General features: G+C 69.2%; 12 protein-coding genes. 4 read left to right on the top strand and 8 right to left on the bottom strand.

Annotation, left to right across the window (positions count from 1 at the left end):
- The first annotated feature begins 139 nt into the window (after positions 1 to 139).
- Entirely contained in the window at positions 140 to 1,093 is a 954-nt protein-coding gene (locus OG440_RS19380) for a DUF4365 domain-containing protein (protein WP_406008071.1), read from the top strand.
- Positions 1,094 to 1,179: 86 nt separating this feature from the next.
- Here OG440_RS19380 and fxlM read toward each other — a convergent pair whose 3' ends face one another.
- The 6 genes from fxlM to OG440_RS19350 form a co-directional block, all read right to left on the bottom strand.
- Entirely contained in the window at positions 1,180 to 2,403 is a 1,224-nt protein-coding gene (gene fxlM, locus OG440_RS19375) for a methyltransferase, FxLD system (protein WP_406008070.1), read from the bottom strand.
- Between the two features lie 87 nt (positions 2,404 to 2,490).
- Positions 2,491 to 3,666: a lanthionine synthetase C family protein gene (locus OG440_RS19370; protein ID WP_406008069.1), complete on the bottom strand. Its 1,176-nt coding sequence runs from the start codon at positions 3,664 to 3,666 to the stop codon at positions 2,491 to 2,493.
- Positions 3,666 to 6,716, bottom strand: a complete 3,051-nt coding sequence (locus tag OG440_RS19365; RefSeq protein WP_406008068.1) for a lantibiotic dehydratase — start codon at positions 6,714 to 6,716, stop codon at positions 3,666 to 3,668. Before OG440_RS19365 ends, OG440_RS19370 begins: the two co-directional genes overlap by 1 nt.
- 79 nt (positions 6,717 to 6,795) lie before the next feature.
- Positions 6,796 to 6,999 (bottom strand): FxLD family lanthipeptide, encoded by a 204-nt coding sequence (fxlA, locus tag OG440_RS19360; protein WP_405526454.1) that lies wholly within the window; start codon positions 6,997 to 6,999, stop codon positions 6,796 to 6,798.
- A 185-nt stretch (positions 7,000 to 7,184) separates the two neighbouring features.
- The gene (locus OG440_RS19355) at positions 7,185 to 7,364 is read right to left on the bottom strand and encodes a hypothetical protein (RefSeq protein ID WP_406011574.1); all 180 of its coding nucleotides are present in this window, start codon (positions 7,362 to 7,364) and stop codon (positions 7,185 to 7,187) included.
- Entirely contained in the window at positions 7,361 to 7,768 is a 408-nt protein-coding gene (locus OG440_RS19350; RefSeq protein ID WP_406008067.1) for a hypothetical protein, read from the bottom strand. Before OG440_RS19350 ends, OG440_RS19355 begins: the two co-directional genes overlap by 4 nt.
- Positions 7,769 to 7,979: 211 nt before the next feature.
- Between OG440_RS19350 and OG440_RS19345 the strand changes: the two genes are divergently transcribed.
- A complete protein-coding gene (locus tag OG440_RS19345) occupies positions 7,980 to 8,525 on the top strand; it encodes an ATP-binding protein (RefSeq protein ID WP_406008066.1) in 546 nt (181 codons plus the stop codon).
- Here OG440_RS19345 and OG440_RS19340 read toward each other — a convergent pair.
- Both OG440_RS19340 and OG440_RS19335 read right to left on the bottom strand, forming a co-directional pair.
- The gene (locus tag OG440_RS19340; RefSeq protein ID WP_406008065.1) at positions 8,421 to 9,125 is read right to left on the bottom strand and encodes a 2'-5' RNA ligase family protein; all 705 of its coding nucleotides are present in this window, start codon (positions 9,123 to 9,125) and stop codon (positions 8,421 to 8,423) included. The two genes, OG440_RS19345 and OG440_RS19340, sit on opposite strands and share 105 nt — an antisense overlap.
- 55 nt (positions 9,126 to 9,180) lie before the next feature.
- Positions 9,181 to 10,521 carry a hypothetical protein gene (locus OG440_RS19335; protein ID WP_406008064.1) on the bottom strand — a complete coding sequence of 447 codons (1,341 nt, stop codon included), beginning with the start codon at positions 10,519 to 10,521 and terminating at the stop codon, positions 9,181 to 9,183.
- Positions 10,522 to 10,743: 222 nt separating this feature from the next.
- On the opposite strand from OG440_RS19335, the gene OG440_RS19330 reads away from it, so the two are divergent.
- Together OG440_RS19330 and OG440_RS19325 are read left to right on the top strand one after the other, a co-directional pair.
- Positions 10,744 to 11,625 carry a helix-turn-helix domain-containing protein gene (locus OG440_RS19330; protein WP_406008063.1) on the top strand — a complete coding sequence of 294 codons (882 nt, stop codon included), beginning with the start codon at positions 10,744 to 10,746 and terminating at the stop codon, positions 11,623 to 11,625.
- Positions 11,622 to 11,858, top strand: a complete 237-nt coding sequence (locus OG440_RS19325; protein ID WP_406008062.1) for a DUF397 domain-containing protein — start codon at positions 11,622 to 11,624, stop codon at positions 11,856 to 11,858. Before OG440_RS19330 ends, OG440_RS19325 begins: the two co-directional genes overlap by 4 nt.
- Positions 11,859 to 11,891 lie beyond the last annotated feature (33 nt).

Here is an 11,891-nt window from a genome sequence, read left to right as displayed (position 1 = left end):
GTGGTAGCGGACCACACTGCGCAGCGGTGCCGTCAGATCCGAAGATTCGGATACGACCGGGAGGCTACGTAGCCGGGACACCGCGTGAGACACCAGGCACAACCACAGGTTGCGCCGAGGGCAGCGAATAATGGCGGTCATGATGCGTCGAATTCCTGCTGCCAAGGTCGGCAGCGAAGGAGTCACTCACACCCAGCTCGCTGTCCAGGATGAGCTGGGGTGGCTGTTTCGAGAGCAGCCGACCGAGGACTACGGGATCGACGCCCACGTCGAAATCGTGGACACGGAAGAGGTGCTGGGTAGGCTGCTCGCGCTGCAGATCAAGAGCGGCGAGAGCTGGTTCAAGGAGACCACTCAAGGCGGCTGGTGGTTCCGGCCTGATGCCGAACACGTCCAGTACTGGCTCAACCATTCCCTGCCGGTCGTAGTGGTCCTTTACGAGCCGAAGATCCAGGTCTGCTACTGGCAACTCGTCAACCGCGAGACTTTGCAAAGATCCCGCCGGGGCGGTTGGAAGCTGCTCGTTCCCCGCAACCAGATCCTTGACAAGGAAGCTGCTTCGGTGTTGCGTGAGGCCGCCGAGGGCGACCCATATGTACTACGCATCCGTGATCTGCAGCTGGCCCGGCCGTGGATGGAGCGACTCGCAGCTGGCGAGCGCCTCGTCATCGACATCGAGGAATGGGTCAACAAGACCTCTGGGCGAGGCGAGATCATCCTCGGCGTCGACAACGAGGACGGCCAACCGCCCACCGAGCTCGCGAGCTGGCCCATCATGCTAGGACTCTCCAGCTACGCCGATGTCGTACCGACACTGTTCGCCTGGGCCGAAGTCGGTCTCCACGAGGAGACCTACGACGAAGCCGACTGGGACCAGTACGACACCGAATGCCGCGTTTGGGACAGCGAGATCACCTTTTATTCGGAGAAGTACAGCGATTGGAAACAGGGCCGGTTTTCCGGGCTGCGTCCCTATACCGACGACGGCGAGGTCGCGTTGTGGCGTCTGGAACTAACTCTTAACGAGCTGGGCACTGCCTTCATGGTGGTCGACCGATTCGGAGCCACAGGCAAGCGTCAGCTTGTGCAGTAATCCGCGCCCCGACCTAGTGATGTCCAGGAGGCGTCCTGTGCCGGTTAGACGACCACGAGATTGGTGAGCTCGCATGTCTACCCAGGTCAGTAGGCGATGACGAGCCGCACGGAAGGGCGGTCGATCACGGCTCCGTCGGCGAGGTCACTGTCTGGTGCGTCCGCAGGGTACGCCGTGACCACGGGTTCGGCGGTTCGGGCCGGGCTCCAGGCGCGGATCTGTGCGCAGATCCGCTCGGCGAGATCGGCGCCGTCCGGGCCATAGCCGACGGCTCCCAGCCGGAACCGGGGTTCTGTCTCGGGGTCTTCCGCGGTCCGCTCCAGGGTGAGGTACGCGATTGAGACCCCCTCGACGAGGGCGGGGCTCAGGGCAGGTGAGGCGGGCCGGTGGAGGCCGGCCGCCACCGCAGCGGGCTTCGCGGTGATGCGGCAGGTCACTCGCTCGGTGGCGCTCAACCGCAGCCAGACGCCGTCGAACGACTCGACGGGGCCGACCGTCACATCGGTCCAGACGACCGACTTCGGTCGGGTGAGCGCGTCGCGAAGGAGTTCCGGGGCGATGGACTGGTCCTCGTCCCAGTAGAGCCTGACGAGCCGGTCGTCGTCGATGTAGTCGTTCCGCTCTCCGTCCTGGCCGATCACCGGGAGGAAGCCGCACATCTTGACGGAGTCGGACCGCATCCGCCCCTCCTCGCGTTGGAAGGCCACGGCCCTGGAGAGCCCGCGCCACCGCAGTGGGACCACGAGGCGTCCGCCGACGGCGAGCTGGTCCCACCAGGCGCCGGGCAGGTCCCACATGCCGACCGTGGCGATCATTCGGTCGTACGGGCTGAACTCCGGGGCGCCGAGGGCGCCGTCCCTCGTGACGACGCGAACGTCTTCGTATCCGTAGGCGTCCAGCGTCCGGCGGGCGTAGGCGGTCACGTCGGGGTCGATGTCGCATGTGGTGACCTGTCCGGACTTCCCGGTGAGGTGCTTGAGCAGGGCGGCGTTGTAGCCAGTGCCGGCCCCGATCTCGAAGACGTTGTCGCCTTCGCGGACGGCGAGCTGGACCAGCATGAAGTGCACGACGTCGGGCTGGGAGGCGCAGCTCAGCGGGAGTGCGTCCTCGTCGGGGTTCTCCTTGATCGTCACGCTCTTGTTGGCGTACGCCTCCTCGATGGGTGCGCCGGGGAGGAAGGCGTGGCGGGGTACGGTCCGCATAGCGGTCTCGACGCGTGCGTCGCGGAGGCCGGAAAGGCCCTCTTTGAGGATGGCGTCGACCAGGCGGTTGCGCAGGTCCTCGGGGGAGGCGCCAGTGGTGGTGTTCATCGCGTCCTTTCGGAAGGTGCCCGGCTGTGCGTACGGCAGGGGTAGATCGTTCTCATTTGTTCTGGTGTGCGGATGCGGTTCGCGGCGTCACCCTGTCAGGAGCAGGCAGCCGTCCCAGGGGGCGGTGATCGCCGTGTTGACGGGGTCGGTGAGACGGACCAGGTGGATACCTGCCGTGCCGTCCATCAGGCCGACGCCGTCCGGCAGTCCGTGGTGGTCCAGGTGCTTGTTGAGCCAGACGTTCAGGCGGCGTACATGCGACGCGAGTCCGTCGTCGAGGGCGTCGGCGGCGGCACGGGCAACGGTCTGTATGAGCCCCGCCCAACCGTGGCAGAGGGATGCGTCGGTGAGCTGGGCGAGCTGCTGATCGTCGGCCAGACATCCGGCCAGGGCCTGCTCGGCTTGCCGTTGCCGGTCACGGTCGCCGAGGGCGAGGCCGGCGAGTTGCTGGGCGCGGGCGATGCCGGGGATGCCGTAGCACCAGGACGGGCGCCTCGGTCCTGGGCGCTGGAGTTCGCCGCGTCGGTGTTCGTCTCGGGTGATCAGGTCCGGCCACCAGGCGCGCGAGCCGGTGCCGTTGCGCCACCGGTCGAGCCAGTCGCAGATCCGGGTGATGGCTTGCGTTTGTCCGGGCACAGTGTGGCCGTGTCGCAGGGCTGTGGCCAGCAGCGCAAGCGGTCCGGTGATGCCGTGGGCGAGGCCGAAGTTGCCGTGTCCGCCGGGCCATCGCGGCGTCGGTCGCAGATCGGGGCTGTCTCCCGTCCACCAGCCGGGCAGACGTTGCGCTTCGATGGTGATCGGTTCCGTCAGCCGCACCAGGTAGGCGAGGACGTCCTGAAGCTCCGTCTTGTGGCCGCGGTGCAGGTGGTACACGCCCAGCCCGGTCAGTCCGCTGATGAGGTCGTACTCACCCAGGGTGGGCAACTCGCCGTGATCGATGCGGGCGTGTGCCCGCTGGAGTCGTTGGCGTGTGACGTCGGCGAGGTGTGTGTCCAGGGTCGCCAGGGCGCGAGTGGCGGTGTTCGTGTGCGTGAAGCTGAGGACGTACGCGACGGCCGGGGCGCCCTCGTACAGACCGCATGCTTCGGGGGCGGCCTGGATCGGGCCCTTGAGCATTGCGGCGGCCCATGGCCGGAGCGCGTCCTTGTCGTCTTCGCCGGTGTGGGCCCTGACTGCGTGCAGCAGGGCGACTCCCGCCGCGCCGGAGTACAGCGACTGGCCCCAGCCGGGCCCGGTGGGTGTGGGCGGCGCGTCGTAGTTCATCAGCGGCTCTCCCCCGGCCAGGCGGCCCATGCAACGGCGGACTGACGGGCAAGGCGGCGGCAGATCCTCTCGTCCTCCCGGTCCAGGCCACGCAGGCGGTTGTGGTGCATGTGCAGCAAGGATTCCAGGACGGAGTCGAGGTCCATGCTCTCGGCGAGGCCCTCGCGATACAGCGCCAGGGCTACGGCGCGACGGTGCCACGCTTGGGCAAGCTCGTCGCCCCAGCCCCGGGCATGAGGCGTAGTGCGGCGAACGAGTTCGATGGCTCGGTCGCTGACGCCTCGCTCGACGCGAGCCGGAGGCGCGGGCCGGTTCGCCAGCCACCGCATGCCCTCGTCGGGGCCGAGCAAGCCGCAGGCGATGTCCACCATGCCGACCGCGGCCAGCGCACGTCCGCCGACGCCGTCGACTCCGGGGCCCTGCAAGGCTGTGAGGGCGTAGGCCGAGTCGGCCGTGAACACCGCCTCGGCACAGCGCATGGCGGCGCCTGCACCGTAACGGCCGATCTCGGGGGTGTACGTGTCGAACACTAGCCTGCTGCTGAGTCCCTCTCGGCGCAGCCCGGTGGCCCATCCGGCGACGAGCTCAGTGCAGGCGGCGTACTGCCCGGGGCTGCGCGTGCGGATGCGTAGGCGCAGGTGGTCGCGGTCGTGCGGGGTGCGGTAGCGGACGAACCACCACTCGGGTGTGCCCGGGAGTTGGGCAACGAGGCCCGCAAGGTGGGTGCCGATCAGCTCATCGAGCTGATCGGGGTGGCTGTAGATCTTGGCGTTCAGCCAGGGTGCCTGTACCGCCCCCGGTACCGGGCCGAGGGTGCTGTTGGTGAGCACGGGGAGGAAGCCGGAGAGCGGGTCGGGTATCGGTCGGCGGGTGCTGGTCATCGGCAGGGCGATCTCGTGGACGTGGCGGCCGATCCAGCCGTAGGTCTCCTCGGCCGGCGCCTCCGTCAGCACGGCATGGTCTTCCCGGTCCAGGTGGGCGCGTAGGACGGTGGCGTGTGCGGGCACGTCGAGTTGGAGCCGAGTTGTCCGGTCGTCCTCCCGCAGCTCGACGGCACCGTGGCAGTGCCACCGCTTCCGCCACCGGCCGAGGGCGTCGGTCCACTCCCGCATGTCCGCGCCGCGGCTTGGAAGGTCGTCGGCGGTCAGGTTCCAGCGACTGGGAGACAGGATTACGCGCCCGTAGCGGACGCGCGGCAGGAACGGCAACCGTGCGCCGTGCGGCCCCCAGTCGAAGCTGGTCCAGGCAGGGTCGAAGGAGCGGGTCAGGTGCGCCAGGAACCTGGCCAGGGGCGGGGGTTGCTTGTCCAGGGCCATGGCGTGGAAGACCTGCGGGTCCACCAAGCGACGGCGGGAGATGCTGACCAGGTACAGCCGGGTGTGCGTGGCCGTCACCGCGAGGTCGTCGACGTCGATGACCGTCGGCGCGGTGTCATCCGGGCTGCGGTGCTCGCCCAACGGGATCACGTGTGGAAGATAAGCGGGGATGCGGGCGACGTTCTCTGTGTGCGGGTACAGCGGCGGGAAGGAGAGCTGCGCGGTCAGCGCGTTCTCGACGCCCGTGGGAACTTGACGGTAGACCTCGTCGAGTCCCGTGCCGGTGGCGACCGGAGTGAACCGGGACGTGAGCGTGCCCGCGGCACGGGCCGGTGTCACCGTGAGCGTGAAGTCCCCGTCCTCCAGGGCAGACAGGCTGTCGGCGTGCAGGCGCGCGCACATCTCCACGTGGGGCGGTGCCTCCTGCCCGGTCGGCGCATCGCCGGCCAGGCGGTCGATCAGGTCGTCGGTGAGGACGATCTCCCTGCTGCCGTCAGCCAGTGCCTGCCAGGCCAGGGCCAGCAGCCGCTCGTCCCGCTCGGAGACTGTCGTGGGTGGAGCGGTCATGCGGCTGCCGGGGTACTCGGCTGGATAGCCGAGCCCGGACGCCGGGTCGACGACCTCCTTCACCGGCACGAGCGTGCCGGTGCCATACCGCTCCCAGAACGCGACCTGGTACTCCTTCCACACACCCTGGCCCGCCGGTCGGCGCGTGAGCCGCAGTAGGGCATCGGCAGCCCTCTCCATCTCCTGCGCGACGCTCTCGGGGATCCGTACCTCGACGTCCAGTCTCAGGTCGACGGCCAAGGGGCTTCGGCCCGCGTCGGAGAGCCGACGCAATCGACCCGTGAGTTCCTCCCGAGCCAGCCCTTGCGCGCTCGCCGGGCGCCGGTTGTGCTCGTGTACGGCGCGTTGCACCGCTTCCAGCTCGTGCAGAACCTGCGCGACTTCCGGCATCGTGCCCGCGTCCGCGTCGTGCAGCCGCTCGATCAGGTGGGACAGCGGATCGGTGTTGGTCATCGGCGCGCGCAAACTGGTGATCAGGAACTTCTCGCGCACCAGCACACCGAGCAGTGTGCGGATGTTCTGCGGCTCGGTTCGGGGGAAGGAGGCGGCCAACTGCTCAGCGAGGGCGGCGAAGTGGACCGGCCGGCGTGCCAGGTCCTCGATCACGCGTACCGCGCTGGTGCGCCGGATGGTGGCGCCCATCGGTCCGCCGTGGGGAACGTGAAGGCGTCCGCCGCGGCGCGCCGACAGGTTGTTCAGGACGAGATCCAGGCGCTCCAGCAGGGCCGGGCACGCCTCCAAGCGGACGATGACGTCGTCCAGCCACTCGGTATCCACCCGCGCCACGGCCTGGTGTGCATCTCCCCACCTCACGTGTGGCGTCGAACCCACGCTGGCCGCAGTGACTCCCGCGAAGAGGCCGAACGGGGTCGGTCGCCCGGTGGCGCGCAACAAGTAGCGGACGGTGGCCATGGCGGCGCGCCGGACCTGCTTGGAGCGTGTCGGCTGCCCAGCGCAGATCGCGTCGACCCGAGAGGCGAGATCGCCGCTTGCCTGCCGTACGGCGTCGGCGAACCGCGCATCGGCCCACACCTGCTTCAGCCACTTGCCGCACGCCTCCGTGTCGGACGAATCAGGCCACCATGTCGGCAGACCCGTCAGCGGCATCGCGGCGGCCCGGAGCAGCGCCGCGCCTGTGTGCTGGTAGAGCTTTTCGTCGCTTCCCATCCCCATGCCTCCGCCGTCAGTGCTGTGAACGAGCGGGGTCGGGGGCGGCAGCGCCCCCGACCCCGTGCACGGGCCGTCGTCAGACGGCGCTGGCGCAGGACGAGGCGCAGGAGGCCGCGCACCCGTCACCGGTGCCGCACGCCTTGGGGAGCAGGTCGGCGCCGATCTCCGTGACGATGGTCAGGTCGACGTCGAACGGGTCGGCGGGCGCCTCGGGGGCGGCCGCCGCAGCGGACGCCCCGATGGTGGCCATCATGATCGGGCTGAGCATGGTTGCGGTCATCGCACTTCCTCTTCTGTCGGAAGGTTCCGAACGGTTCGTCGTGCCGCCCGGCCTGCGTATGGATTGCCGCAGGGCCGGGTTTCTCCATTCGCACCTTGGGTGCGGCCCCTCTCCGGTTGATCGGATTCCGTGGGGGACATGGATTCGGAGCATCCGGAGAGGGGGGTCGAGGACACGGGCCGGGGCTACCGGAACTGGCCCGCGTAGAGCGTGGTCAACGTTGTGCCGGTCACCAGGACGGGCAGGAACAGCACCTGGAAGGTGCCGAAGCCGAACCGACCGACGTATGTCGCCGGATGCCGCAGCACCCATCCGACCTGGTCGAGCAGCCGCACGAGCGGCCGTTGCCGCCTCCGGGCCATCACGCCGCCGACCTCCGGGCGCCCGCGGAGCCGACGGCATCGACGACCGCCCACGGCGTCGTGATCAGCGCTCCGGTCCGAGCCTGCCAGGCAGCGAGGTTGGCCCTGTCCTCCTCCAGATGCCCCAGCATCACGAGCAGAGGGGTGACGATCCCGGCCGCCTTCCCCTGCTCGACCGCGGCCAGAGCGTTGTGCCAGCCCTCGCACAGGGCGCGGCTTTCGAACGGTGCCGCCCGGTCGACGTACGTCTCGACCGCCTCCCAGCCGGCATCGGCAACGTACCGTCGTGCGCTGGCCACGCTGTGGTCGGCGGCCTCACCGAGTGACGCGGGCAGACAGGCGTACAGCACCAGGCGCGTGCCCGGGGGCACCTCGTGTGGTGCGGTCTGCCTCGCACTGCTGCTCATTCCGCGTTACCTCCAGCCAGGTGAGCCGAGACGCCAAGGACCGGCGCCTCGACGAAGAGCCTCGTCGGGGGCAGTCGGCGGCGGTACGCCGTCAGCACGCCGTTCGTCCGCCGTCCAGCGGCGCGCGAAGCGGCGGAGCCGCGGCGTACCGCTGCGGCTCCGCCGCAGCGAGGCTGATCGGTCCAGTGCCAAGCGGAAACGAGAAGCGGCGATGGACGCGGTGGACGAAGAGCACCTCTGCGGGCGGACGCCGGTACGGCGTCATTGGGTGAAGCTGGCCTATTGCACCGAGCCTTCGGGCCTCGCGCGCAGACACGTACGAAAGCTCCTCGAGGGCCATGCCGCGCCGGAGCGGGTCGACGACGCCGTTCTGATCACCTCGGAGCTCGTGGGCAACGCGCTCAGGCACACAGCCGGCGGACCGGACTGCATGTGCGTGGAGGTCTACCGGAACGTGGCGGTAGTGCGGGTCCATGACGCGGGACGAAATGTCTCCAGGGTCCGGGCACGCTCCGTGGAGGAGTCGGTGGAGGAGTTGACGGGCAGTGGTCTCGGACTGCTGCTCGTCGGGGAGTTGGCCTCCGCATGGTCCGTCCGGCCGACCGCGATCGGCAAGGAAGTGGTCGTGGTTATCGCCTTGGGTGCCAGCGGGCTACCCGAGTGTGACGTTCCTCCGCACATCCCAGCGGTACGTCCGCCCCTCACGGCGGAGCTCCACCAACTGGACGGCGGACACGGAGAGTTCGACAGCCGGTAGAGCGCGAAGCCCTGAGACCGCCTCCACAACGGGCGCGGCGGGGCGCCGGCGGTTGTTGTACGCGAGGCTCAGGTGCGGCCGAAATGCGGACGTCGGCTTCTTCGGGGCCAGACCGACGCTGCTCCCTGCCTTGGCCAGCGCGTGGTGCAGCCGGAGCAGGGGTTCCCAGGGACCGAGGGACAGGCGGACGGCGCCTCGGGAGCCGGCCAGCGGCATGGCGCATATGGAGAACGCGGAGGGCAGCAGCGCCTCGGCGTCCCGCGCCAGGCTGTCCAGCTGGCCGGGGGTGACGACGCCGGGAGTTCCGACTCGGGCGAGGGTGATGTGCAAGCCGTCCGTCGGCACCGGGTCGAGGCCGAGGGGCGCCAGCTCCTCCTGGCAGTGCCCGGCGAGAGTCGCGAGCCGCTGATCGTCCGGGAAGGTCAGCATCCAGTAGTACGCACGGCTGCCGTCCGACCAGCCGGGGCGTGCCCAGTGGTCGGTCATCTCGTCGAGTGCGCTGAACGCCGCCCAGTCGTGGGCCGCGGTGACCGCCGGGTCGTGCGTGTCGGCGGGGGGCTCGGCGGGGAACGCGGCGGGATCGGCGCTGAGCAGGGGCACCCGACGTACTCCTTCGGCTTCACACTGCCCCGGAGTACGACGACACCGACGGCGCCTACGACGCGGATGACGCCATGGCCAGGGCCGCTGGCTGCGAGCTCCAGGTTTGGAACTCGTCGCCATAATCGCGCACCGCCGGGTGATCACGCCACGGCCCGGCCTGCTCATGCAGGTCACGGGAGCGTTGGTAGACGGAGCTGATCGGTGTGTCTCCGCACAGCCGCAGGGCCTCACGGCCCAGCGCCATCGCGTGGTCGATGTCGGGCGTGCGCTGCTGCAGCAGCGCGGTGGCGACGTCGAGGCGTACGAGCGAACGGCTCCAGGAGGAGGTCGAGTGCTCCACCAGGTCGTCGATGTGCTCGGCGTCGCGCAGTACCTGGGCCGTGTTGCGCAGCGCCACATGTGACGTGACGGCGTTGGCCAGCGTCCTTGCCCGTCCGTACGGCTCGAAGGAGATGCAGGAGGTCAGCCCGACGGGTACCTCGTGGAGGTTGGAGAGGCGGAGTGCCTGTCCGACGGCCTGCTCGACGGCACGCCGGTCGCCGGTCTTGCCGAGGGCCCGGGCCCGGCCGTTGGCGAGCAGGCGGATGGACTGGGCGTGGCGCGGGGCCCGCTCGACAGCCGCAGCGGCGCAGGCGTCCGCTTCGTCGTACCGGCCGGCGTAGTAGAGGCTGAAAGACAGGGTGCCGCACGCCCAGAGGTCGGTGTCCAGGTCGCCGATCTCACGGCTGAGTTCCCGGGCTTCGGTGCAGTACGCCTCCGAGAGCGCGAAGTCGCCCGTGTTCACCGCCATGTAGCCGAGCAGGCCGGAGGCGCGGGCGGCGAGGCGGAAGAGGTCCCGGCGCGTGCGTGGGGGCTGGCGGCCGTCGAGGAGGGTGTGGGCGAGCTGCCGCACCTGGCGGGCCTGGGGGCGGAGGATGTACGGCCCGTCCTGTTCGTACCGGCTGGCGATGCACTCCAGCGAGGAGTCAAGGAAGGCGAGCGTCGCGTCGTCGGCGTTGCTGGCCGTGAGTTGCCGGGTCCGGGTGACGATGTCCAGTGGGTTCTCGTCCTCCTCTCGTGGCGGAGGCGCACTCGTCGCCTGCTGGGCCGTGCTCGACTCCTCGTCGCGGTCGTGCGCGGAGTCGTCGTCGTACGCCGTGGAGAACAGCTGGGACACGGGTCTGCCCAGCATGTGCTCCAGAACTCGGCAGGCGTCAGGACGGGGCAGAGTCAACAACTCCCCGCCGTACCAGCGGTCGAACTGACGTGGAGAGACCTGGAGGGACGCCAGGCGGGGGTCTCGGTCGAGCTCTGCCAACCGGGCGGCGGCCCGCTCGTACTGGGCGGCGAAAGCCTCGTGCGTCGTCAGGTGCCGTTGCTGGAGCAGCCGCCGGAGCAGCGTTGTCCGTGGCATGGCCCACCCTCCTGGTGCGGCGTGCAGGACCGACGCGGAGGCGCGTGCCGGTAGCGAGGTCGTGGTCATGCTCGCCCATCGGTCGGCTGCGGCGCCCGCCCGTACGAACGCGCGCCGTGACTCCTGACAGCATGCCGACGCAACCACCAACTAGGCAATATGTCTGGTGAAGTTGACCCGTATGGGTTGTAGAGGCGTCGCCGGTACGGAGAGACTTTCGCCATGGCCTTGAAGAGAAGCCTGGTCCCGCAGTCGGTGTACCGGCGACAGCTCGCGGCACGGCTGAAGGAACTACGTGACGCGACCGGGCTCACCCTCACCGCGGTCGCCGACCAACTGGAGGTCAACCAGGGGTCGCTGAGCCGGATCGAGAACGGCGAACGCGGCACGACGCCGGTTCTCGTCCGGGCACTGCTGGACCTGTACGGCGTCAAGGACGAAGACCGGCGCGCCGACGTGCTCGACCTCGTGCGAGCGGACAAGGAACAGCAAAAGCCCTGGTGGCGGAAGTACTCGACGGTGCTCACCCCGACGCACTACGACGGGTACCTCGCGCTGGAGGCCGGCGCGACGCACCTCGCCAGCTACCAGCCGATGCTCGTGCCGGGGCTGCTCCAGACCGAGGACTACGCGCGTGCCGTGATCTCCCAGATGAGGAAGGACCTGTCCCCGCCGCAGGTCGAGTCCCTGGTCAGGGTCCGCATGGAGCGGCAGAACAGCCGCTTGGGTGGTGAGACCCCAGCCAGGTTCTGGGCAATCCTCGACGAAGCCGTGCTGCGGAGGACGGTCGGCTCCGTCGAAGTGATGCGCGACCAGGCGCGGAAGTTGGTGGAGGCGAGCGAGCAGCCGAACGTCACGGTACAGCTGCTGCCGTTCTCGCTCGGCGCGCACCCCGGGCTGTACGGCCCGTTCGTCATCCTGACGTTCCCGCATCCCACGCCGAACTTGGTGTGGCTGGAAAATCCCAAGAACTCTGTGTATCTCGAGTCCACGGAAGACGTGGACAACTACACGGACATATTCGATCAGTTGAGGGGCACCGCTCTCGACCCGTCGGAGACCCGCACCCGCATCGCGCGCATCAGCAAGGAGCTCGAAGAGTGAGCACGCCCAGCACGACTGCCCCGCACGACGTCGATCTCGCGCAAGTGCGGTGGCGGAAGAGCTCGTACAGCGGGGGTGCGAACGACTGCGTGGAAGTCGCGGAAGTGGGCGAACACGCCGCAGTGCGCGACTCAAAGGACATCAGCGGGGGGCCGTTGCTCTTCCCGAAGGCGGCGATGCGCGCGCTGGTTGGCGGAATCGCCAGCGGGGCAATCGGTGAGCATCGGAACTGAGCAGAGAGCCTTGACGGTCGTCGTCGTGGGCGT

It is taken from the genome of Streptomyces sp. NBC_00637 (assembly GCF_045161545.1).
GTDB lineage: Bacteria > Actinomycetota > Actinomycetes > Streptomycetales > Streptomycetaceae > Streptomyces.
This window is presented reverse-complemented; position numbering and strand designations above follow the sequence as displayed.